This is a genomic window from Filomicrobium sp. (genome assembly GCF_025698805.1).
Lineage (GTDB): Bacteria > Pseudomonadota > Alphaproteobacteria > Rhizobiales > Hyphomicrobiaceae > Filomicrobium > Filomicrobium insigne.
Map to the genome: position 1 here is coordinate 198,184 of NZ_JAILWT010000002.1, position 21,016 is coordinate 219,199.

The window sequence follows — 21,016 nt, forward strand, 5'->3', positions numbered from 1 at the left end:
CGTGCCCCTACCGCGCCGACAGAACCCTTTTCCGGCCGAGAAGAGAATTCCCGACAAGTATGGAAAACAATTTGTTAAGAGCCGGATCACGGTCGCGTTCTAACGTCCATCAAAGCGCGCCGCTTTGATCGTCCTCGCCGCCCCCGGCGTCATCATCGAACAAGGGCAAGTCTGGAACGGACTGGCGCTTCGGGCCCGAAAGACCGAGATGGCGGTACGCCTTAAGCGTCAACACACGCCCGCGTGGGGTGCGGCCAATGAAGCCCTGCTGCAACAAATAAGGCTCCACAATCTCTTCAAGCGCGTCGCGAGGCTCAGAGAGAGCCGCGGCCAGCGTCTCGATCCCGACGGGTCCCCCATCGTAATTGTGTACAATGCACGCCAGATAGCGATGGTCGAGTGCATCGAGCCCCTCGTTATCGACTTCCAGCATCCGCAACGCCTTGTCGGCAACTTCCGCATCAATTGCCGGGCTTCCTGCCACATCGCTGAAATCGCGCACGCGCCGCAAAAGGCGCCCTGCGATACGCGGCGTCCCACGCGCCCGGCGGGCAATTTCTCTCGCTCCCTCGGGCAACATTGGCGCTCCAAGAACACGCGCTCCGCGCTCTATAACCCGCTGCAACTCTTCCACAGAATAGAAGTTCAACCGGATGGGAATCCCAAAGCGGTCACGCAACGGATTGGTCAGAAGCCCAGCGCGGGTCGTGGCTCCGACGAGAGTGAATTTAGCCAGATCAATCCGCACAGACCTCGCCGCCGGTCCTTCACCAATCATCAGATCGAGCTGGAAATCCTCCATAGCAGGATAAAGGATTTCCTCAACCGCCGGATTGAGCCGGTGGATCTCGTCGATAAACAAAACATCGCGATCTTCCAGGTTCGTCAAAAGCGCTGCAAGATCGCCAGCCTTCGAAATCACCGGCCCGGACGTCGCGCGAAAACCAACTCCCAATTCTCGCGACATAATTTGCGCAAGCGTTGTCTTGCCCAACCCTGGAGGCCCAGCAAACAACACGTGATCAAGGGCATCCCCGCGCGATCGGGCCGCCTGTATGAAGATCCGCAAGTTGGCGCGCGCCTGCTCCTGCCCGATAAACTCGTCGAGCGACTGCGGGCGGACGCTAGCTTCGAATTCATCCGCACCTTGCTTCGCCGATGTCACCAAGCGTTCAGTCATGTCCAGGTCTCGAAATTCCCCGTCTTCGCTCAGATCTCGGGCGGCTAGCTGTTAATTTCGCCCGGACTTGAACACCTTCCGGGCACCTCTTGCTAGCTCCTAGCATGATTTGCCCGAAACCCTATCCTCGGCCGAAAACTACGCGCTGATGAGCTTGTACCCCGTTGCAGGTCTAACTTGCATCTACCATGTCTTGAGATGGGGAAGATGAAAACATCCGCCCCTGTAAGCTCAGCATGAAGGAAACCATCATGTGTGACTATTCCCTTGAAACCTATCGCACGACACCGGCACGCACCGGCGAGACTTACGAAACCTACCGCTTCCCATCCAGTACGGTTGGCTTCGTTGACGCGGGCGACAAGGAAACGGCGGTCTGCATGTCCTGCGACACGCGTCTCATCATCGAACAGATACCCGAGTTCGTACGTGAGAAGCTGGGCATCGGTCCCCGCGAAGAGGTGACCTTCGTGCGCCTCGAAGAGGGCCCACATCGCGATGGTGTGCGCTTTGCCAATGGCCAGGAAATCAATCTTCAACGCCTAGGGCCAGGGGTGAAGGCATACGTACTTGATGCCCTCGACGGCGAAACGAAGATCGTTAAAGAGGCGGCCACGACCACAGCCTGAGATGGCCGCGCGTCGGTAGCCTTATCGATAAATAAATGAAACTTGGACCTGAGGGCGGATCTGCTTTCCGCCCTTATCTTCGGGATTTTGCGCCGCCGAAACTGGCTCACCCTTCTAGAATACCGCCCGAGATCAACGCGTAACGAACCGCGAGCGATATTAATCCGCCCAGAAAGGCCAGTGGCGCGAAGAGATCCTGATACGGCATATGCAGAACGATCGCTGCGAGGAAAAAGCCAACCACACCGGCAACCGCCGCCTCGATCCAACCGAGCTGACCGCGCAGCAAAATCAAGACGGCAACGATGATGGCCGCGACCGTGGCAGGCGCGACAGACCATAGAAATGCCGAAACGCTGGCGACCCCTGCTGGAGGCAGATCAGCAGGCAACAAAGCCGCAAGCCCTAAGAGTGGCGCAAGGCCAAGTACAATGGCAACGGCAAGTCCGCCGAAGAAAGGACCGACAAGCATATATCCAAGAAACGACCAGAATGCCCGCTGTAGATTGCTGGCTTTATCCATAACGAATTCCCCAGTTGGTCATTGTGACAGCCCCGGCTAACGCGCCAATTCCTTCAGCCCCCGCCGCAGCAATTGCGCCGTATCGGCCTCCCCGCCAAGCTCCTGCGAAGCAACCGCAACAGCTTGCGCAGCCTGAGCTGGCGCATAACCCAGATTTGTGAGTGCGGATATTGCCTCCGCCACGGCGTTTCCTTCGACCGCCGACATCGTCACGCCGCCGGCCTCAGCACCAGCTGGCGCACCTTTGAGTCCGGCAACCGATAGGCCGGGCGCCTTGTCTTTCAGCTCAGCAACAATGCGTTGTGCCAGTTTCTTGCCGACACCCTGCGCTTGCTCAACCGCACCCCAGTTTCCCAGCGCGACAGCATTTGCGAGATCCTGAGGGCTCAAAACACCGAGAACGGCCAGCGCAACCTTCGCACCGACGCCCTGCACATTCTGTAAGGTCCGAAACCACGTCCGCTCGACCTCGCTTGCGAAGCCGTAAAGTCGGATCGCGTCCTCGCGCACATGAGTATCGATCGTCAGGCTTGCTTCTTCCCCGACCTTCAGCCCCCTAAGCGCGCGTACCGACGCCTGTACTTCATAGCCTACGCCGTTGACGTCTAGAATGAGGAAGCTCTCGCCGATAGCGTCGACCTTCCCACGCAATTTGCCGATCATGTCGTCTCCTATGACGCCGCTGCACGCAGCGCGCGCAAAGCCCGTGCTTGTGGGCTCGTACGATGATTGGCATGGCAAATAGCAATGGCAAGCGCATCCGCCTCGTCGGCACTGCCGAACTTCGCTTTCGGCAACAGGAAACCGATCATCGCCTGGATCTGCTTCTTGTCCGCATGGCCAGTCCCGACCACCGACTTCTTGATAAGGTTGGGAGAGTATTCCGACACGCGAAGCCCTCTCATCGCAGGGGCCAGCAGCGCCATGCCTCGGGCCTGCCCAAGCTTCAGCGTCGCGCGCGCATTATCGTTGACAAACGTCTCTTCAACGGCGGCCTCTTGCGGAGAGAAACTGGCGATAACCCCACAGATTCCCTCGTAAATCTCACGCAGGCGGAATGCCAACTCCTCGTCGTTGGTAGACGCTATATGTCCCGACGCGACGTAGGTGAGGCGCACCCCGTCGCTTTCGACGACTCCCCAGCCGGTACGCCGCAAGCCTGGATCGATACCGATAATGCGTGCAGTTCTCTGTGACATGATCTTTGGCATATCACAGCTTCTGATTCGCGAGCTTACGCACGCATACGCGCAGCCCCTTCTTCCGGAAGGATGATGCCGGACAGCCTCTTATGCGGCGGTCAACTTGCTCAGAACTTCTTCCGAAACTTCGAAGTTGGCATACACGTTCTGCACGTCATCATCGTCTTCAAGCGTGGAAATCAGCTTGAGAATGCTGTTGGCATGGTCTTCGTCAACTTCAGTCGAAAGGTTGGGCCGCCAGACCGCCTTGACGCTCTCTGCCGCACCAAGCTTCTCTTCCAGCGCTGACGCAGCGCTGCCGAGATTGTCGAAAGTGCAAGTGATCAAGTGCCCGCTATCATCGGAAGCGGCATCATCCGCGCCCGCTTCGATAGCTGCTTCAAGGATGTCATCTGCCGAACCAGCTTCTGTTGCGTAGCGAATTTCGCCCAAGTGATCGAACATGTGCGAGACCGAACCCGTTGAACCGAGATTGCCGCCATGTTTACTGAACGCGGCACGTACCGCAGCGCCGGTACGGTTTCGGTTATCAGTTAGAGCTTCAACGATCACGGCCACGCCGCCTGGTGCATACCCCTCATAGCGGACGCTTTCAAAGGTATCAGCGTCCGCACCCTGCGCCTTCTTGATGGCTCGTTCGATGTTGTCCTTCGGCATGTTTTCCGCGCGCGCAGCCTGAATGGCCAAACGTAACTTGGGGTTCATGCCTGGATCTGGCGAACCGCTTTTGGCCGCCATCGTGATTTCACGCGCGAGCTTGGTGAACGCCTTCGCCCGGGCAGCGTCCTGCTTGCCCTTGCGGTGCATAATGTTCTTGAACTGTGAATGGCCGGCCATTCCTTGCGCTCCTTGGGCTCTGCAACGGCGTCGCGTGCGTCCCGGTCTCAATAGGACAGACGCAAATCGCGGCAAACGCCGAATATTGACTGTGGTTGCCTGTTTCTGCGCGAGGTAAGCCGTGCCGGTCAAGGGCCCAAGGTCCTGCCTCTAACGGAATAGGCCGTTCAACTGAGCCAGAATTCCGGCTCGGAAGATTGCAGAACACCACCCAAACGCACAGCCTTGACCCGTGTCGCCAAGCCCGTGCGGTCATCGATTTCAACCGCTAGACCTGAAACCGTCGCCGGTCCGTCGGATGGTTCAAACCGCTGCCGCGGGATCCGTGTCCTGAAGCGATTGATGGGCTCCTCCACCTGCATACCCAGAACAGACTCGTAATCGCCGCACATCCCAGCATCCGACATATATGCCGTACCGGACGGAAGAATGCGCTCATCCGCAGTCGGTGCATGCGTGTGTGTACCGACGATCACACTAGCCCGTCCGTCAAAATAATGCCCGAACGCCTGCTTCTCACTCGTCGTTTCAGCGTGAAAATCAATCAAAATGACATCTGCGCCTTGCCCCAAAGGACAGGCCTCAATCTCAGCATCCACAGCGTTGAAAGGACAATCCATATCAGCCATGAAGACACGTCCGAGCACGTTGACGACAAGCACGTCGGCGTCGTTCCGTGCCTTGAAAAGCCCCGCCCCGCGCCCCGGCGTTCCCTTGGGAAAATTGACGGGTCGGATCAACCGGTCATGCCGCTCAATGTAGACGAGCGTTTCCTTTTGATCGAAAGCATGATTACCGAGCGTAACGACATCGGCTCCGGCATCAAGAAGCTCCGTCAGAATGGATTCGCTGATCCCGAAACCGCCGGCCGCATTCTCACCGTTTATGACCACGAAATCGAGATCATAGCGCCGCCGCAGCTCCGGAATGGCGGCAATCGCCGCCTTCCGTCCTGACCGCCCAACAACATCACCGAGAAATAAAAGCCGCATCCGTCAGTCGCCGCACCGGATCGGGCCACTGGGTGTCAGCACCCAATCAACGCGCTGGTCATAATTGTCGTGTGGCACGGCATCAACTTTCATCTCATCAAGAGCGAGGCCAACCGTCACGACAGACTTCTTCGCCTTCAGTTCCGCGAGAGTGCGATCGTAAAAGCCGCCGCCATAGCCGACACGGTAGCCGCGCGTGTCAAAAGCTAAGAGTGGAACCAGGACGACGTCCGGAATAGCTACCGGGGCGTCATCCCGCGGCTCCATGATGCCCCACATTGCCTCTTTCATGTCGTCGCCCGGCTTCCAGGCCCGGAAAATAAGGGGCTTCGCCTTCCCGACCATGACCGGCAGCGCCAACGTGCACCCCTCGTCCATCAAACGCAGCATCAGCGGCGTCGCGTCGAGTTCCTCGCCAAAGGGCGCAAAACCTGACACGACAGATCCCGGAGCGGGTTGGCAAAAACTGAGCCCGTGTTCTGCTAGACGTTGCGCCACCTCTGCCCCGGATTCGAGAACAACGCGCGCACGCGTCTTCTTACCCGCAAGGCGCAATTGCTTTTTCGCCTCTCGCAGCTCCTGGTCGTCTAAGTTTACGTCGGTAAAAGTCATTCTTTCCCCTTGAAGCAAAAATGGCAGGAACAATCCATGCCAAAAAGCACTACCGTCTCATTCCACGTCGTCGGTGAATGAGCTCCACATGCTCGCGCAACAGTGAGCGTGCGACCCTTGCTTCAAGGAGCCGCGAAGGCCGTCGGAACGTTTTGATCTCGCCGGGTCCCTACAATGTAGGTGGGCGCCGTATATCCGGGACCACGGTCCCGGTCAGGGACAGCTCCCTGGCGGATCTTATAGGCCCTGGAGATTCGTTGTTCCTAACGCACCCCGCAGCGACGCTTAATGTAGGCGATTGAGAACTAATGTTAAAGTGGGATGCGTGAGGAGGAAATTCGGAGACGCGCATCAGATTATTGGCTTGAGCTAAAACAACGAGCCCCGCCCACCACCTTACAAAAATAGCGGCTGTCTCTATGCGAATACCTAGGACGCGGCTTTTACCTCGGCTGCGGAGCTAGCCTCCCGAACAATCTCGGAATCTTGACGCGTTTTGAGTTCTTCGCGCAAATCGAAAAGTTCGTCAGCCGTCACCAGCGCCGCCATCATAAGCAGCCGGATATCCCCAACTTGACCAAATTCCTTGGCGAGCCGCTCGACCTTGTCACCTACAAAATTTGCAAGTTCGCCCAGGCGCTGCTCTTGGCCATCTGCGCAGTCTAACTTGTATAAACGCCCATTAATGGTCGCTTGGACCTGTCCCATGGCCACCCCGCTGAAATTTGCTGCTTGGCAGCAGCGGACACTCGAATACGGGAGCGAATCACGACTTTTTCTCAAGTAATGTATGAAGAGAATCGAGTACCCAATCAATGCGGTTAACCGCATTCTCATTGATCGCCTCAAGCTCAGCGATCCGTTTCTTTGCCGCCGTAAGCTCTGCGCGCAGACTATCACGCTCCTTTTTAAGGGCCCGTGCTTCAGTTTCGAGCTTCTTCAGCGTTACCCCTGATTTGCTCGCCTTGCGGGCGGTTTTTGCAGGGGCCGCACGTTTGGTTGTCTGCTGGTCCTTCTTGGCCATAAGCCCACCCAAATTCCGCTGTCGGAGCGCTTTTGCCAATCATGCGCGGCCACTTTCCCGAAGGATAGTCGATATCCACAAAACAATGACTAGCGAACCAACCTTCTAACTCACCGTATTCCAACGATCCGGCAGCCCCGCTTCCCCCTCAGAATACGTGAGCGCTACGTAAACCTACGGGGCACCGCTGCGCACACTAGGGGACACGCTCTAACAGCGTCAACGAACAAAGCCGTCGCCGTCAATCATACTTCCAAAGTGCGACTTTAAGTGCGGCAATAATGTCTATTACACATTGACAGTAGTGGCTCCGCCTAAGTTAATTGGGCCGCTTCAACTAAGCTTACCCGTCTTTTTGCCCTCTGATCAGTCGCGTCGGTTCAATACGACCGATGCGATGAGTAGCCACGAAGAAGTTCTGCAACCGCTCCGGGAGAAAAACAAAATGACTGTCAAAGTCGCGATCAACGGTTTTGGACGCATCGGCCGCAACGTTCTGCGCGCCATCGCCGAAAGCGGGCGCCAGGACATCCAGGTCGTGGCCATCAACGATCTCGGACCGGTCGAAACCAACGCGCATCTGCTGCGCTTTGACTCTGTGCATGGTCGTTTCCCAGGCGAAGTCAAAGTCAACGGGGACTCCATCGATATTGGCACCGGCCCCATCAAAGTGACCGCAATTCGCGACCCAGCCGAACTGCCGCACGCGGAACTTGGCGTTGATATTGCCCTGGAATGCACAGGTATTTTCACCAAGCGTGAAAAGGCTGCCGCCCACCTCAAGGCAGGTGCCAAGCGCGTGCTCGTCTCCGCACCGGCCGAAGGCGCCGACATCACCGTCGTCTATGGCGTGAACCACGACAAGCTGACGGCGGATCACCAGGTCGTTTCGAACGCCTCCTGCACGACGAACTGCTTGGCCCCTGTTGCCAAGGTTCTGAACGACTTCGTCGGCATCCAGAAAGGCTTCATGACGACGATCCACGCTTACACGGGCGATCAGCCGACGTTGGATACGATGCACAAGGATCTCTATCGGGCGCGCGCGGCTGCTTTGTCGATGATCCCAACCTCTACGGGCGCGGCAAAAGCGGTCAGCCTTGTGCTGCCGGAACTTGCCGGCAAGCTCGACGGCGTTGCCATCCGCGTACCCACGCCGAACGTTTCCGTTGTCGACCTCAAGATCGTCGCCAAGCGCGAAACCAATGCTGAGGAAATCAACGCGGCCATTGTCGCGGCTTCTTCTCAGCAACTCAAAGGCATCCTCGGCACAACGGCACTCCCCAACGTATCGATCGACTTTAACCATGACGCCCATTCAGCGATCTTCCACCTTGATCAGACGAAGGTCATGGATGGAACGTTGGTGCGCGTTCTGGCCTGGTATGACAATGAGTGGGGCTTCTCGAACCGCATGACGGACACTGCCGTCGCCATGGGCAAGCTCATCTGAGCAAAAATATTGCGGGACAGCCAAGTCGGAACCAATCGGCCTGACTTGGCTTTGCCACACCGTGACGCTAAGTCGTCAAACCAAAATTCAGATAGCAGGTTGTCCACGGAGGACGTCCAAAATGACCGAAAGACTTGAAGACATCGCGACCGCAATGGTTGCCCCTGGAAAAGGCATTCTCGCCGCGGACGAAAGCACCGGCACAATCAAAAAGCGCTTCGATTCAATCGGCCTCGAATCCACCGAAAACGCCCGTCGCGATTATCGCGAAATGCTGTTTCGCACCGAAGAAGCGATGCGAAACTACATTTCCGGCGTCATTCTCTTCGACGAAACCCTGCGACAGAAAGCAGCAGACGGGACGCCGCTCGCCGAACTCATCAGGTCTTCCGGCGCAATCCCGGGCATCAAAGTGGACAAGGGCGCAAAACCGCTCGCACTGAGCCCGGGCGAGCAGATCACAGAAGGCCTCGATGGCCTGCGCGAACGCCTCGCCGAATACTATGACCTGGGAGCCCGCTTCGCGAAGTGGCGCGCCGTAATCACCATCGGCGACGGCCTGCCGACTTGGAATTGCGAGAACGCCAACGCCCACGCACTGGCCCGCTACGCGGCCCTTTGCCAGGAAGCGAAAATCGTTCCGATCGTCGAGCCGGAAGTCCTGATGGACGGACCGGGCGCAACCCACGACATCGACCGCTGCTATGACGTAACCCACAAGGTGCTGCGCATCGTCTTCCGCGAGCTGCACGCCGCCAACGTCAATCTCGAAGGCATTGTGCTGAAGCCGAACATGGTCATCGCCGGCCAGAAGTGCTCAAAGCAGGCAAGCCCCAATGAAGTGGCGGAAAAGACTGTCAAATGCCTGAAGGCAACCGTCCCCTCCGCTGTCCCTGGCATTGCATTCCTGTCAGGCGGGCAGTCTGGCGAAGAAGCGACACGACATCTCTCCCTCATGAATGAAATCGGCAACCTGCCCTGGGCTTTGACCTTCTCGTATGGTCGCGCCCTTCAGGCAGCCGCACTGCAGGCTTGGGGCGGCAAAAGTGAAAACGTCGCCGCTGGCCAACGTGCGTTTGCTCACCGCGCCAAGATGAATTCGCTGGCTGCGCTCGGCAAATGGCAGGACAAACTTGAGGAAGCCGCCTGAGATCAGCGGTCTCGGCAAGGCTGAAGAGCTTCAACAAAACAAAAGAGGCGAGCGGTCATCCGCTCGCCTCTTTGCTTTTTTAGCAGAAGAAGAACCCATCAATCCTTCGGCTGCGCGACGACGCGCAGATATGGAAGCGGCGACTTCCAACCTTCAGGAAATTTCTGCTTGGCTTCTTCGTCCTTGACGGCAGGAACGATGATAACGTCCTCGCCTTGTTTCCAGTTCACCGGCGTCGCAACCTTATGCTTCGCTGTGAGCTGGCAGGATTCCAGAAGGCGCAGAACTTCATCGAAGTTGCGTCCCGTGCTCATCGGATAAGAAAGCATTGCCTTGATCTTCTTATCAGGACCGATGATGAAAACGTTGCGCACAGTCTGGTTATCCGCAGCAGTACGACCTTCCGAGCTCGAACCGGCATCGTCAGGCAACATATCGTAAAGCTTGGCGACCTTGAGATCCTTATCGCCGATCATCGGATAGTTGACGGCATTGCCCATAGCCTCCTGGATGTCCTTTTTCCAAAGAACATGCTGCTCGACGGGATCAACACTGAGTCCGATGATCTTGGTATTGCGCTTCGCAAATTCGTCAACGAGACCAGCCATATATCCTAGCTCAGTCGTGCAGACGGGCGTGAAATCCTTAGGGTGCGAAAACAGCACGGCCCAGCCATCACCCATCCATTCATAGAAATGGAGCGGGCCCTCAGTCGTATCGACTTCAAAGTCAGGAGCCGTTGATCCGATGCGTATTGACATTGGTCTACCTCTCAACACTCATTATGGCTTCCTCCCTCCACGGTGACGGGACTTCCATCACTGTGATGCGACGAGAGAAAGAATTTGCGCGAACACTTAACCGTGAACGTACCAATCAAGCTGTCTGCTCCGGACAACCAATATATTTGCCTTGTCCGAAAGTTGCTTCGCCGGAAGACGCATCCTTAGCACGACTTAGCACAAAGTGCAGATGTAGCACCGCGAAGACAGCTTTGAACCGACGAAAAAATATTCCGGCGCAGAGCAAACTTAACTGGCCTTGCATGGCCCCTATTCTGCCGTTTTCACGTCAGAGTTAGGCACAATTGGAAGTAACTGAGAAAAATATGGGCGCCCCACTCCAACCACGCAATTGCCAATTCTATCTCGTTCTGACCGTCGGGCCTGATGGCCAGGCGCTTGAGCGGTTGCAACCTGTCTTGGCGCATAAGGCACCGGCATCGATCCTCGTCACACCGGCGGAAGGATCGACGCTCGAGCCTCAGGAGGCACTCCCCATCGTCCAAGCCGGTCAAGCGGGCGGGGCCGCCGTTCTCATTGCGAACGATCCACAGCTGGCCCGCACAATCAAAGCTGACGGCGTCCATCTCGATTGGTCTGAGGATATTGATCAACGCTACGAAGAAGCGCGAGAAATTCTTGGGCAACGTTTTATCGTGGGTGTCGATGCCGGACGCTCGCGTCACCATGCCATGTCGCTGGGTGAAGCCGGCGCCGATTACGTCGGCTTTGGCATCCCGTCATTCGTCGAGGACCGCCTCAAGGCTAAGGAACGCCAACGAGAACTAATCGCATGGTGGGCCGAGATCTTCGAGATTCCCACCGTTGCTTTCGACGTGGAAGATCACGAAGCCGCAGCAGGTCTGGCAAAAGCCGGCGCTGATTTCGTCGCACGTCGCTTACCGCCAGGACTATCTCCCGCCGACCTTCAGAATTGGGCAACCCAATGCGAAGTGGCGACTGAGATGCCCCCCATAAACGAATAAGACGAGAACTGCAGCAGAGAGATAGGCAATGTCACCGCGCTCTATCGGCATACTCTTCCTGGGTGTCGTCGCTCAGATCAACGCGGCGCACGCCGAAACCAGTTCCTGGTCATTCCGGCCACCCGGGACTGAAACAAAACCATCCGTCGCCAAGACGGAGGCGAAGCCCAAAAGCAAGACCACAAGCACCCACTTCAAGAAGCAGGTGCCAGGCCCCGAAATAAAGGACTCGGCAGGCCCCAAACTCAACGCCACTGGGGAAGACGCATATATCGCTTTCGACCAGGGCAAATACCTAACCGCGTTAAAGCTGGCCGAAGCCGCTGCCGCGAAAGGCGAAGCGGCGGCTCACACGTTGATCGGCCGCATTTACAGTGAGGGGCACGGCGTTCGTCCTGACAACGAAGTCGCCGCGCGGTGGTATACGCGTGGGGCAGAACTGGGCGACGTCAATTCCATGTTCGCCATCGCCATTATGCTAGCGGAAGGGCGAGGCGTCGAAAAGGACCTCGCAGCCGCGGCCACCATGTTCGAAAAGGCCGCGCAAACGGGACACCCGGAAGCAAACTACAATCTCGGTTTGCTGTTTCTGAACGGCACCGGCAAGCCAGAGAACCCCTTGAGAGCTGCCAAGCACATCGCATACGCTGCAGAGCAGGGCGTCGCCGCGGCACAATACGATCTAAGCGCTCTTTATCAGAGTGGCACCGGCGTCGAACCGGACGCTTATCAGGCGGCAACCTGGATTTCACGTGCCGCCGCTCAGGGAATGGCAGCAGCGCAATATGACTATGCTGTCATGCTGTTGAGCGGCAAGGGCATCAACAAGGACGAACCCAAGGCGATTGAACTGCTGACAGCCGCCGCCGAGAAGGGGATCCCTGGCGCACAGAACCGCCTCGCGTATGTGTACGGGCAAGGCGTTAAGGTGAACAAAAGCCAGATCGAAATGGCAAAATGGCGCTACATCGCCAAAGCCAGCGGCTTCGAGGATAAGAAGCTTGATGAGGTCGTCGGCAAGCTACCAGCCGATATCCGCACCAAAGCCGAGCAAGCTGCCGTGTCCTGGCGGGAACAAGTCGAAGTGGCTATGCCAAGCCAGTAGGGGCATGACGTTTTGCCCGGACCGCTTGCCAAGCCCCTTGCTTGCCGTTAGAGGCTTAGCCACTAGCAAAACCCATGTTGTCGAACCAGTTCGACAGGTTTCTGATCAGCACGTGATCGTGCGCGCCGGCCCTAGCCGCGCTGCTCCCTCATATTGCGTGCGCCTCTTTCATTCGCCTGGATTAAATCGAATGCCCGCATCTGCCCTGATGAATGTCATGATGACCGCCGCACGCAAGGCCGGGCGTAGCCTGTCGCGCGACTTCGGTGAGGTCGAGCAGCTTCAGGTCTCGGTCAAAGGGCCCGCCAATTTCGTTTCAGCCGCCGACCACCGCGCTGAGGACATCATTTATAAGGAGCTCCTCAAAGCTCGCCCTGGCTACGGGTTCCTGATGGAGGAGCGCGGCCTCGTCGAAGGTGTCGACAAAACACATCGCTGGATCGTCGATCCATTGGATGGAACAACGAACTTTCTCCATTCCATTCCCTTGTTCACGATCTCCATCGCGCTGGAACGGGAAGGTCAGCTCGTCGCGGGCCTCATTTACAATCCAATCTCAGACGAACTTTACACGGCCGAAAAAGGCAAAGGTGCTTTCCTCAACGATCGGCGCAGGCTGCGCGTAGCTGCGCGGCGCAACCTGAACGACACAGTCGTCGCCACTGGAATTCCGCACCGTGGCCGTCCGGGCCACAAACTCTTCCGCCGGGAACTGACCGCCACCATGGAGCATGTTGCCGGCGTTCGGCGCACCGGATCAGCCGCGCTCGACCTTGCGTGGACCGCGGCCGGTCGCTTTGATGCTTTCTGGGAGCGCAACCTAAAACCGTGGGACATGGCGGCCGGTATCGTCATGGTACGCGAGGCAGGCGGATTGGTAAGCGACCTGTCAGGCGCCGATCAGATGTTGGAAAACGGTCATATCCTCGCAACAAACGGCACGCTGGCAAAAGAACTGCTTCCTGTAATCCAGTCGGCACAGGATACTGCCGTATAAAGCATAGTTCGGTGTGTATCTCGCGAAAACCGGGCGTCAGAGAAGATCTGAGCACGATGTTGCCCGTTTCCGCAGGCAAGAGGGTAGGATAAGGTCCGCCGCATCGACAGGCCGAAACTGCGGAGACTTGTAGATGGCAAAGAAGCGAAGGTCGGAATACGGCTCCGCGCAACTGCATCGATCACTGACACCGCCAGGCGTCTTCTTGATCCGGATGCTGATATTCCTGACTCTGGTGGCTTTCATCGGAGCCATCCTCTACCAGCCGCTCCTTGAAGCGATCATGCACAATCCGGCACTGAACGGCTTGATCCTCGCCGTGCTGGTGTTCGGTATCTTCTACGCTTTCGGCCAAGTCATCAGGCTCTATCCCGAAATCCGCTGGGTGAATGCATTCCGGATTGCCGATCCCGGAATTTCAATTTCACACCAGCCGCGCCTTCTATCGCCTATGGCGACGATGCTGCGCGACCGCACCGGGTCACTCTCGCTCTCAACGGCATCCATGAGCTCAATCATGGATTCGATCGGCTCTCGTCTTGATGAAGCCCGCGACACCGGACGCTATCTTGTCGGCCTTTTGATTTTCCTCGGCCTGCTCGGCACCTTTTGGGGTTTGCTGGAAACGATCAAGTCCGTCGGCACCGCGATTGGCACCATAAGCACCGGCGCGGAAAACACCGGTCAGTTATTCGGCGACCTCAAAGCGGGTCTCGTCGCGCCACTACAAGGCATGGGAACGGCCTTCTCGTCATCACTGCTTGGTCTTGCGGGCTCCCTCGTTCTGGGGTTCCTCGAGCTACAGGCCAGCCAAGCGCACAACCGGTTCTACAACGAGTTGGAAGAATGGTTGTCGGGTATCACGGAATTGACCCCCGGTACGAGCGCAGACGCCGTCAACCGCCAACTGTCAGCAACGCTTTACGATATGCAGCGCGTGCTCGAAGAGCTCAACGAGCGAATGAGCCAGAATGGCGGCATCGTACAGCAGGCAGGAGCGGGTGAGGAAACAGTCGCGGAACTCGCACGGGGCGTAAATCAACTCGTGAACCAGATGCGGGCCGAACAGAAAGTGGTTCGCGAATGGGTGGATGAGCAGGCATCCCAGCAGGCCCTCGTCACAGACTCTCTACGCGAACTGGCACAGAACCTGGGCCGCCGGAAAGGTTAGACCATGGCGCACGGGCGCGGGCGACGCGGAGCCGAATATTCTGAGTTCTGGCCTGGGTACGTTGACGTCCTGTCGACGTTGCTCCTCGTCATGACGTTCTTGATGTCCATCTTCATGCTGGCGCAGTTCTTCGCAACACAGGAAGTAACGGGCAAGGACACCGCTCTCAAACGCCTCAACCTGCAGATCGCGGAACTGACCAACTTGTTGTCCCTTGAGAAGGGCCGCACCAAACAAGCCGAGGACGAACTTGCAGCTCTGCAAGCGACCCTTGCCTCATTGCAGGAAGAAAACCAGAAACTGAGCGGCTCTGCGCTATCCGGCGATGAAGCAGCAAAACTTGCTCAGGGCAAAATCGTTTCCCTAACCGAAGACCTCGAAAATCAGAAAGATATCTCTTCCGAAGCCCTCGCAAAAATTGATCTTCTTAATCAGCAAATTCTCGCGTTGCGCCGACAGATCGCTGCGTTAAACGATGCTCTCGAAGCCAGCGAAGCAAAGGACCGCCAGTCTCAGGACCGCATCAAGGATCTGGGCGAACGCTTGAACGCAGCCCTCGCCCGCCAGGTGCAGGAGCTCAAACGCTATCGCTCGGATTTCTTCGGACGCCTACGTGAACTGCTGGCAGGCCGAAAAGATATCCGCGTTGTCGGCGACCGCTTTGTATTCCAATCAGAAGTACTCTTTCCTTCGGGAAGCGCAGACATGTCCGTCGAGGGGTTGGCTGCGATGGACCAGCTAGCCTCCGCCATCAAGGAACTTGAGCGCCAAATTCCCAGCGAAATCGACTGGGCGCTACAGGTTGACGGTCATACGGACATTCAGCCGATCGCAACCGCTCAATTCCCCTCGAACTGGGAGCTTTCGACCGCGCGTGCCATTTCAGTGGTGCGCTATCTCGTAAGCCGCGGCGTCTCGCCAAAGCGACTCGTTGCAGCCGGTTATGGCGAGTTTGCACCCATCGAAACGAGCCAAGACCTCGAATCTATGCGCAAGAATCGTCGCATCGAGTTGAAGCTAACCAACCGCTAAACCTGCGGTTGCCAGAGGTCTGAGGCTTACCGTGCACCTGCCGTAAGTGCCGTTATATCGGCCTTTCCGCACTGCAACAGATGGGCCGTATACGGTTGCAAGTGGCACATTCAGGCCACTAACCACCGTACTTTGCTGCCACACTTAACTAAAAATTTGAACTTTCATTCGCTTTCGTCGCATACCCGGTGTCTGCAACTGCGTTATCGTTTTGTCATATTTCGCAAGGAATGGCTGGAAGAGTCGAAAAATTTAGCGGAAAAGACTATCTTATTGTGCAGTGCGCAATGCGAACGGCAATGCTGCACACGACACTCGAAGGATACCGCGATGAACTACCAAGCCTACGAGATTGCGCATGCGATGCTTTCGCCGTGGCGCGCTCTGGCGCAGGGAATGAAGCTGCAGCTTCAGCTCCCCTACAATCCTCTAGCCTATACACACTTCGGTAAGTCTGCCGCAGCCGCCATTGACGTGTTCGAAAGCGTCACTCGCCGCTACGGTAAGCCGGAGTGGGCTATCGAAACGACCAGAATTCATGGACTGACGGTACCCGTCGACATCGACGTAGTCCTCTCAAAGCCGTTCTGTAATCTCGTACATTTCCGTCGGGACCCGTCGGAGGCCGGCAAGCGTTATGATCCGAAGGTGCTGATCGTCGCACCGATGTCTGGACATTATGCGACGCTTCTGCGCGGCACGGTCGAAGCCATGCTTCCCGAGCATGATGTCTACGTCACCGATTGGATCGATGCCCGCGAAGTCCCTGTTACTGAAGGCAAGTTCGACCTCGACGACTTTATAGATTATCTGATCGACTTCATCCACTTCATCGGCCCCAAAACCCACGTCCTTGGCGTTTGCCAGCCTGCCGTTCCAGCTCTTGCCGCTACGGCACTCATGGCCGCCGATGACGACCCGATCCAGCCGTTGACGCTCACTCTGATGGGCGGCCCGATCGACACGCGCCGCAACCCAACAGTCGTCAACAAGCTCGCGGAAGAAAAGCCGATCGACTGGTTCGAGCAGAACGTGATTTCATACGTTCCCTTTCCCAATCCAGGCTTCATGCGGCCGGTTTATCCTGGCTTCGTACAGCTCTCCGGCTTCATGACGATGAATCTGGAGCGGCACACGAAAGCGCACTTCGAGCTGTTCGAGAACCTGGTTAAGGGGGACTGCGACTCCGTCCGCCAGCACAGAACCTTCTACGAGGAATATCTCTCTGTGATGGACCTCACCGCCGAGTTCTATCTGCAGACTGTGAAAACAGTTTTCCAGGAACACGGCCTACCGAAGGGCACGATGAAGCACCGCGGTCGGACTGTCGATTGCAGCGCCATTGAACGCACCGCGCTTCTCACCGTGGAAGGCGAACGCGACGATATCTCGGGGCTCGGACAGACCGAGGCGGCTCACGATCTGTGCAGTTCGATCCCTCCGGATGAGCGCTACCACTACGTTCAGCCGGGCGTCGGCCATTACGGCGTTTTCAACGGCACGCGCTGGAGAACCGAAATCCAGCCCCGCATTCGCGAGTTCATTCGCACAACCGAGTTTAAGCGCCGCACCTCAACGGGTGTCGGATTGCCCTATCGGAGCTTGCAGGACATCCGTGAAGACGTCATCGAGTGGGATGGAAACGAAGAAGTAGTGACAGAAGCAAAGCAAAGTTGACGCGTTCAAGCCCCCTAGGGAACCACAGCGCTACATCACTCGGCCGCTTCGGCCTCGTGCCCCTCGAACTGTAATGATGCCAGCCGGCTGTAGAGCCCTCCGGCCTCAATAAGATCGCGGTGCCGACCGGTTTCCACAATGCGCCCCTCGTCAAGAACGAGAATGCGATCAGCCTTCTTTACGGTGGCGAGCCGGTGAGCGATGACGAGCGTGGTGCGGCCCGCCATGATGCCTTCCAGTGCACGCTGAATTGCGGACTCGCTTTCCGCATCGAGCGCGCTCGTCGCCTCATCGAGAAGCAGGATCGGGGCATCTTTTAAGAACGCGCGTGCGAGCGCGATGCGTTGCCGCTGACCACCGGATAACAAAACACCCCGTTCGCCCAGCTGCGCGTCATAACCTCCCGGCAGCGCCTGAATAAATTCATCAGCCTGGGCAGCGATCGCCGCACGCTTGACCGCCTCCAACGTTGCATCAGGTGTCCCGTAGCGAATATTCGCTGCGACCGTATCGGCAAACAGAGCAGTGTCCTGAGGGACCAAAGCCATCCGCTGCCGCAACTCCGTCAGAGAAGCCGTCTTAATATCCACGCCATCGACTTTGATAAGCCCGGACGACGGATCATAAAATCTCAGAAGCAGAGAAAAGATCGTTGATTTTCCAGCACCCGACGGCCCCACGAGAGCAACATTTTCACCCGCCGAAATGCTCAAACTGATATCGCGAAGCGTGGCATCGGCCCCACCTTCCGCATACGAGAAGTTGACCCCTTCAAAGGCAATGTCACCACGTGCCGGTGTCACAAGCGGCGTAGGCTGCGCCGGTGAATTTATCTCAGGTTGAACAGCCAGGAGTTCCGTTAAGCGCTCCGCAGCACCCGCAGCCTGACTGATCTCACCCCAAACTTCTGACAATGCCGTCAAAGCCGCGCCGGCAAAGATCGCATAAAGGACGAACTGTCCCAACGTGCCGCCGCTCAATTCGCCTGAAACAACCTTGCTGGCGCCAAACCACAACACACCAACAACACTGACAACGACCAGTAGGATCGCCAGCGCCGTCAGGCCAGCGCGGGCAACGAGCCTTTGGCGCGCGGCTTCGAAAGAGGCCTCGACTTCCTGGGAGTAGCGCCCGGCGACTTCGGTCTCATGGCCGAAGGCCTGCATCGTTTTGACGGCCCCCAGGTTCTCCGCCGCGTATGCAGACGCGGTAGCGAGACTGTCCTGCGCTTGACGTGACAGGCGGCGAACAACCCGACCATAGGCCACCAGCGGCACAACAATCGCTGGAATGGCAACAAGTACGAGTAAGGAAAGCTGAAAGCTCGTGACCATCATCATGATCAATGCACCGATCAGCATGATGGTGTTTCGAGCTGCCTGACTAAGTGCAGTCCCGGCCGCCGCCTTGATTTGCGTAGTATCGGCCGTCAACCGGCTCATGACCTCGCCCGAATGAGAACGGTCGAAGAAGGAGGGGCCAAGCTTGGTCAAATGCGCAAAGACATCCGCTCTCAGGTCACTGACGACACGTTCACCCAGCCAGTTGACGTAGTAGAAGCGCGCTGAACTGGCGACGGCAAGTACCGCGCCAATAATAATCAGCATCGCAAAATACTGACCAATAAGCGTGCCATCTGCGCCGCCAAAGCCGTGGTCAATCATCCGCCGAACAGCCAGCGGCACACTCAGCGTCGCCAAAGCGGAAACCACGAGAGCAACACAGGCAAGGATGAGGAAAAGTTTGTATCGCCGAAGATAGGGTTTCAGACCCAGAAGCGGTTTGAGCGAGCGTCGCCGGGTTGCTTCGCCATCCTGCTCTGTTTGTGTCTTGGTCACGTCGGCATAGCCTGTCATTTTTCGCGCCCGGCGGACGTCTGCAGCCAGAAGCTGCCCCCCAGATACCTAATTACTTATGCAGATATGCCCGACCAACTCCCTGATCTCAAGTACCGTGAGCTCCCATGCGCCGCAGGTGACGTCATGTCGCCGTCACAAACGACGACTTGTGCACGGCCGCAATAAGGATTATGAAGACCCACGAATTTCCTGAGCAATGCCGATCTATGGCCCTTGCAGCTCCCATTTTGGGATGCCGCGCCTGCGAACATTTGGACTAGACCGATGAACAAAGATCCCGATTTTCACCCGCATTACCATCAGATCAAAGTCGTCATGACGGATGGCAGCGAGTTCGTCACGTATTCGACCTATGGTGCTGAAGGCGATACGCTTGCCCTCGATATCGACCCGTCGACGCACCCAGCCTGGACCGGCGGTGACCAAAAGCTCACGGACCGTGGCGGCCGCCTGTCTCGCTTCAAGAAGAAGTTCGACGGCCTATTCTAAGACTGCGCAAGTCTGAAGACACCACTCAACAAAAAGCCCGGCAGCAAAAGCTGCCGGGCTTTTTAATTTAATAGCGAGTACGACTGGGAAATCAGTTCCCGAAGGCTTGGCGGAGCCGTGACATCTGCTGAATCACCGGATTGGCCGGGATCACATCCTCTTCAGCTTCGGCTTCCGCCGTGTCCATCGCCATAGCACGGTCCAGCTGGACAATCCGATCGTGCAAAGCAAAGCTCGCTTCGATCAGATTGCGCAGGCCTTCCGGCAAATTCTCATAGCCCTTTGTGTGCTGAGGGCGACCAACAGCCTGTAGCTTCACCCGACTACGCTTCTTGCGCGCATCTTCGGGAGAAATCTCACCTTCCTTCAGCGCGCGGCGGATCAGAAGCCATGATGCAAGGTCAAGCAAACGGGTCGTCAGGCGCATGCTCTCGGTCGCGTAAAGTACCGTGGACGTACCCTTGAGAGCCTTGGCATCAATGCGTCCAGCGCCGTCGAGATAAGCAGCGGCTTCTTCTACGAGCCTCATACCTTGCCGGAACACTTGGTCGAACTGTTGGGAAGCCTGAAACTTCTCTCCAAAGAGGACCGTCACGCCGCTGGACTCAGCAGCATCGAACGCATAAGGGCCGTTGCTCATGACACACTCTGACACAACCAGTTACAAATTGATGACGTCACTATAACGCTAAACGTAGTGAGGCCATAGTTAACAACCGCGCCAAAATAGCGGCAGGCTCAAAAAATGTGAGTGGATTAAAAAAATGAGCCGCTCGAAGGGCGGCTCAAAAAGTCAACAGGGAGGCGTCAAACAGAGTGGACAGTACCACTCAATCCAGAAGCACTGGATGCGCCAAACTATAGGCACCCCATACCTAACAACTGCCTAACGCTGAGTTCGAAATTGATACTATCTGTAATCACTCAATTGAGAGGTCAGTCGTTGCTAACGATTGCTTTACCATATCCTCAATTTTCACCTACCCCCCACGATAAGCATACTCCGACTAGCTTTTGAAAATGGCACTCGCCGCCTGTTCGTGCGCCCGCTTAACTTCAAGCTCCGTCCGAACCCTGACGATTTCTTCTTCCAGTGCTGTGATCCGCGCCTGAAGTTCATCGATCGAAAGTGCTGTCAGATCTTGTTTGAACGCCTCGACCGGCCGACGTTGTGCTTCATCCCAATCCATCATCGCCTCCTTCATAACGCGCGACTTGCTGGCTCATCATGCTGGCATGCCGCAAGGCTTGCCTCAACCATCGCGCTCGGGCATTCCTGCCAGGAGAATTGAAAAGACCAAATGAACCGCGAAGGA

The 21,016-nt window shown here is 57.0% G+C and carries 23 protein-coding genes and 1 other RNA gene; 10 read left to right on the forward strand and 14 right to left on the reverse strand.

What is annotated here, in order from left to right:
- Positions 1 to 109 precede the first annotated feature (109 nt).
- Complete coding sequence (ruvB, locus tag K5845_RS04645; protein ID WP_287958486.1) at positions 110 to 1,180, reverse strand: Holliday junction branch migration DNA helicase RuvB; 1,071 nt, start codon at positions 1,178 to 1,180, stop codon at positions 110 to 112.
- 251 nt (positions 1,181 to 1,431) lie between these two features.
- On the opposite strand from ruvB, the gene K5845_RS04650 reads away from it, so the two are divergent.
- Positions 1,432 to 1,809: a hypothetical protein gene (locus K5845_RS04650; RefSeq protein ID WP_046479772.1), complete on the forward strand. Its 378-nt coding sequence runs from the start codon at positions 1,432 to 1,434 to the stop codon at positions 1,807 to 1,809.
- Positions 1,810 to 1,915: 106 nt separating this feature from the next.
- Here the strand turns inward: K5845_RS04650 and K5845_RS04655 are convergent, their stop codons facing one another.
- The 9 genes from K5845_RS04655 to K5845_RS04695 all read right to left on the reverse strand — a co-directional run bounded on the left by K5845_RS04655 (position 1,916) and on the right by K5845_RS04695 (position 6,999).
- Positions 1,916 to 2,332 (reverse strand): hypothetical protein, encoded by a 417-nt coding sequence (locus tag K5845_RS04655; RefSeq protein WP_052743588.1) that lies wholly within the window; start codon positions 2,330 to 2,332, stop codon positions 1,916 to 1,918.
- A 36-nt stretch (positions 2,333 to 2,368) separates the two neighbouring features.
- The gene (gene ruvA / locus K5845_RS04660) at positions 2,369 to 2,995 is read right to left on the reverse strand and encodes a Holliday junction branch migration protein RuvA (RefSeq protein WP_046475643.1); all 627 of its coding nucleotides are present in this window, start codon (positions 2,993 to 2,995) and stop codon (positions 2,369 to 2,371) included.
- Positions 2,996 to 3,003: 8 nt separating this feature from the next.
- Positions 3,004 to 3,543, reverse strand: a complete 540-nt coding sequence (ruvC, locus tag K5845_RS04665) for a crossover junction endodeoxyribonuclease RuvC (RefSeq protein ID WP_244466785.1) — start codon at positions 3,541 to 3,543, stop codon at positions 3,004 to 3,006.
- Positions 3,544 to 3,621: 78 nt separating this feature from the next.
- The gene (locus K5845_RS04670) at positions 3,622 to 4,371 is read right to left on the reverse strand and encodes a YebC/PmpR family DNA-binding transcriptional regulator (RefSeq protein WP_287958487.1); all 750 of its coding nucleotides are present in this window, start codon (positions 4,369 to 4,371) and stop codon (positions 3,622 to 3,624) included.
- A gap of 167 nt (positions 4,372 to 4,538) precedes the next feature.
- Positions 4,539 to 5,363, reverse strand: a complete 825-nt coding sequence (locus tag K5845_RS04675) for a TIGR00282 family metallophosphoesterase (protein WP_287958488.1) — start codon at positions 5,361 to 5,363, stop codon at positions 4,539 to 4,541.
- 3 nt (positions 5,364 to 5,366) lie between these two features.
- Positions 5,367 to 5,975 (reverse strand): 5-formyltetrahydrofolate cyclo-ligase, encoded by a 609-nt coding sequence (locus K5845_RS04680; RefSeq protein WP_046475636.1) that lies wholly within the window; start codon positions 5,973 to 5,975, stop codon positions 5,367 to 5,369.
- Positions 5,976 to 6,098: 123 nt separating this feature from the next.
- A non-coding RNA gene (gene ssrS / locus K5845_RS04685) (6S RNA) lies at positions 6,099 to 6,260 on the reverse strand.
- A 144-nt stretch (positions 6,261 to 6,404) separates the two neighbouring features.
- Complete coding sequence (locus K5845_RS04690; RefSeq protein ID WP_170832428.1) at positions 6,405 to 6,683, reverse strand: cell division protein ZapA; 279 nt, start codon at positions 6,681 to 6,683, stop codon at positions 6,405 to 6,407.
- Positions 6,684 to 6,741: 58 nt separating this feature from the next.
- Positions 6,742 to 6,999, reverse strand: coding sequence for a hypothetical protein (locus tag K5845_RS04695; RefSeq protein ID WP_046475631.1), 258 nt, complete (start codon positions 6,997 to 6,999; stop codon positions 6,742 to 6,744).
- A 445-nt stretch (positions 7,000 to 7,444) separates the two neighbouring features.
- Here K5845_RS04695 and gap point away from each other — a divergent pair, with 445 nt between their 5' ends.
- Both gap and K5845_RS04705 read left to right on the forward strand, forming a co-directional pair.
- Positions 7,445 to 8,452 (forward strand): type I glyceraldehyde-3-phosphate dehydrogenase, encoded by a 1,008-nt coding sequence (gene gap, locus K5845_RS04700; RefSeq protein WP_046475629.1) that lies wholly within the window; start codon positions 7,445 to 7,447, stop codon positions 8,450 to 8,452.
- A 121-nt stretch (positions 8,453 to 8,573) separates the two neighbouring features.
- Positions 8,574 to 9,602 (forward strand): class I fructose-bisphosphate aldolase, encoded by a 1,029-nt coding sequence (locus K5845_RS04705; protein ID WP_046475626.1) that lies wholly within the window; start codon positions 8,574 to 8,576, stop codon positions 9,600 to 9,602.
- A 98-nt stretch (positions 9,603 to 9,700) separates the two neighbouring features.
- Here the strand turns inward: K5845_RS04705 and K5845_RS04710 are convergent, their stop codons facing one another.
- A complete protein-coding gene (locus tag K5845_RS04710; protein WP_046475623.1) occupies positions 9,701 to 10,363 on the reverse strand; it encodes a peroxiredoxin in 663 nt (220 codons plus the stop codon).
- Between the two features lie 347 nt (positions 10,364 to 10,710).
- Here K5845_RS04710 and K5845_RS04715 point away from each other — a divergent pair, with 347 nt between their 5' ends.
- From K5845_RS04715 to K5845_RS04740, 6 genes are all read left to right on the forward strand, one after another.
- Positions 10,711 to 11,370: a thiamine phosphate synthase gene (locus K5845_RS04715; protein ID WP_052743587.1), complete on the forward strand. Its 660-nt coding sequence runs from the start codon at positions 10,711 to 10,713 to the stop codon at positions 11,368 to 11,370.
- 28 nt (positions 11,371 to 11,398) lie between these two features.
- Positions 11,399 to 12,475 carry a tetratricopeptide repeat protein gene (locus K5845_RS04720; RefSeq protein WP_090227685.1) on the forward strand — a complete coding sequence of 359 codons (1,077 nt, stop codon included), beginning with the start codon at positions 11,399 to 11,401 and terminating at the stop codon, positions 12,473 to 12,475.
- A 190-nt stretch (positions 12,476 to 12,665) separates the two neighbouring features.
- Entirely contained in the window at positions 12,666 to 13,472 is an 807-nt protein-coding gene (locus tag K5845_RS04725; RefSeq protein ID WP_170832429.1) for an inositol monophosphatase family protein, read from the forward strand.
- Between the two features lie 133 nt (positions 13,473 to 13,605).
- Complete coding sequence (locus K5845_RS04730; protein WP_046475613.1) at positions 13,606 to 14,643, forward strand: flagellar motor protein MotA; 1,038 nt, start codon at positions 13,606 to 13,608, stop codon at positions 14,641 to 14,643.
- Between the two features lie 3 nt (positions 14,644 to 14,646).
- The gene (locus K5845_RS04735) at positions 14,647 to 15,675 is read left to right on the forward strand and encodes a peptidoglycan -binding protein (protein WP_046475610.1); all 1,029 of its coding nucleotides are present in this window, start codon (positions 14,647 to 14,649) and stop codon (positions 15,673 to 15,675) included.
- A gap of 330 nt (positions 15,676 to 16,005) precedes the next feature.
- Entirely contained in the window at positions 16,006 to 17,352 is a 1,347-nt protein-coding gene (locus K5845_RS04740; RefSeq protein ID WP_090227688.1) for a polyhydroxyalkanoate depolymerase, read from the forward strand.
- A gap of 35 nt (positions 17,353 to 17,387) precedes the next feature.
- Here the strand turns inward: K5845_RS04740 and K5845_RS04745 are convergent, their stop codons facing one another.
- Positions 17,388 to 19,208 (reverse strand): ABC transporter transmembrane domain-containing protein, encoded by a 1,821-nt coding sequence (locus K5845_RS04745; RefSeq protein ID WP_287958489.1) that lies wholly within the window; start codon positions 19,206 to 19,208, stop codon positions 17,388 to 17,390.
- 267 nt (positions 19,209 to 19,475) lie between these two features.
- Here K5845_RS04745 and rpmE point away from each other — a divergent pair, with 267 nt between their 5' ends.
- Positions 19,476 to 19,700, forward strand: a complete 225-nt coding sequence (gene rpmE / locus K5845_RS04750; protein WP_046475600.1) for a 50S ribosomal protein L31 — start codon at positions 19,476 to 19,478, stop codon at positions 19,698 to 19,700.
- A 91-nt stretch (positions 19,701 to 19,791) separates the two neighbouring features.
- Here rpmE and rcdA read toward each other — a convergent pair whose 3' ends face one another.
- Together rcdA and K5845_RS04760 are read right to left on the reverse strand one after the other, a co-directional pair.
- Positions 19,792 to 20,340 (reverse strand): protease adaptor protein RcdA, encoded by a 549-nt coding sequence (rcdA, locus tag K5845_RS04755; RefSeq protein WP_046475598.1) that lies wholly within the window; start codon positions 20,338 to 20,340, stop codon positions 19,792 to 19,794.
- Between the two features lie 367 nt (positions 20,341 to 20,707).
- A complete protein-coding gene (locus tag K5845_RS04760) occupies positions 20,708 to 20,893 on the reverse strand; it encodes a DUF1192 domain-containing protein (protein ID WP_244466784.1) in 186 nt (61 codons plus the stop codon).
- Positions 20,894 to 21,016 lie beyond the last annotated feature (123 nt).

Coding starts and splice junctions, on each gene's coding strand:
- ruvB (WP_287958486.1), bottom strand. CDS start 1,180: ATGACTGAACGCTTGGTGACATCGGCGAAGCAAGGTGCGGATGAATTC.
- K5845_RS04650 (WP_046479772.1), top strand. CDS start 1,432: ATGTGTGACTATTCCCTTGAAACCTATCGCACGACACCGGCACGCACC.
- K5845_RS04655 (WP_052743588.1), bottom strand. CDS start 2,332: ATGGATAAAGCCAGCAATCTACAGCGGGCATTCTGGTCGTTTCTTGGA.
- ruvA (WP_046475643.1), bottom strand. CDS start 2,995: ATGATCGGCAAATTGCGTGGGAAGGTCGACGCTATCGGCGAGAGCTTC.
- ruvC (WP_244466785.1), bottom strand. CDS start 3,543: ATGCCAAAGATCATGTCACAGAGAACTGCACGCATTATCGGTATCGAT.
- K5845_RS04670 (WP_287958487.1), bottom strand. CDS start 4,371: ATGGCCGGCCATTCACAGTTCAAGAACATTATGCACCGCAAGGGCAAG.
- K5845_RS04675 (WP_287958488.1), bottom strand. CDS start 5,363: ATGCGGCTTTTATTTCTCGGTGATGTTGTTGGGCGGTCAGGACGGAAG.
- K5845_RS04680 (WP_046475636.1), bottom strand. CDS start 5,975: ATGACTTTTACCGACGTAAACTTAGACGACCAGGAGCTGCGAGAGGCG.
- K5845_RS04690 (WP_170832428.1), bottom strand. CDS start 6,683: ATGGGACAGGTCCAAGCGACCATTAATGGGCGTTTATACAAGTTAGAC.
- K5845_RS04695 (WP_046475631.1), bottom strand. CDS start 6,999: ATGGCCAAGAAGGACCAGCAGACAACCAAACGTGCGGCCCCTGCAAAA.
- gap (WP_046475629.1), top strand. CDS start 7,445: ATGACTGTCAAAGTCGCGATCAACGGTTTTGGACGCATCGGCCGCAAC.
- K5845_RS04705 (WP_046475626.1), top strand. CDS start 8,574: ATGACCGAAAGACTTGAAGACATCGCGACCGCAATGGTTGCCCCTGGA.
- K5845_RS04710 (WP_046475623.1), bottom strand. CDS start 10,363: ATGTCAATACGCATCGGATCAACGGCTCCTGACTTTGAAGTCGATACG.
- K5845_RS04715 (WP_052743587.1), top strand. CDS start 10,711: ATGGGCGCCCCACTCCAACCACGCAATTGCCAATTCTATCTCGTTCTG.
- K5845_RS04720 (WP_090227685.1), top strand. CDS start 11,399: ATGTCACCGCGCTCTATCGGCATACTCTTCCTGGGTGTCGTCGCTCAG.
- K5845_RS04725 (WP_170832429.1), top strand. CDS start 12,666: ATGCCCGCATCTGCCCTGATGAATGTCATGATGACCGCCGCACGCAAG.
- K5845_RS04730 (WP_046475613.1), top strand. CDS start 13,606: ATGGCAAAGAAGCGAAGGTCGGAATACGGCTCCGCGCAACTGCATCGA.
- K5845_RS04735 (WP_046475610.1), top strand. CDS start 14,647: ATGGCGCACGGGCGCGGGCGACGCGGAGCCGAATATTCTGAGTTCTGG.
- K5845_RS04740 (WP_090227688.1), top strand. CDS start 16,006: ATGAACTACCAAGCCTACGAGATTGCGCATGCGATGCTTTCGCCGTGG.
- K5845_RS04745 (WP_287958489.1), bottom strand. CDS start 19,208: ATGACAGGCTATGCCGACGTGACCAAGACACAAACAGAGCAGGATGGC.
- rpmE (WP_046475600.1), top strand. CDS start 19,476: ATGAACAAAGATCCCGATTTTCACCCGCATTACCATCAGATCAAAGTC.
- rcdA (WP_046475598.1), bottom strand. CDS start 20,340: ATGAGCAACGGCCCTTATGCGTTCGATGCTGCTGAGTCCAGCGGCGTG.
- K5845_RS04760 (WP_244466784.1), bottom strand. CDS start 20,893: ATGATGGATTGGGATGAAGCACAACGTCGGCCGGTCGAGGCGTTCAAA.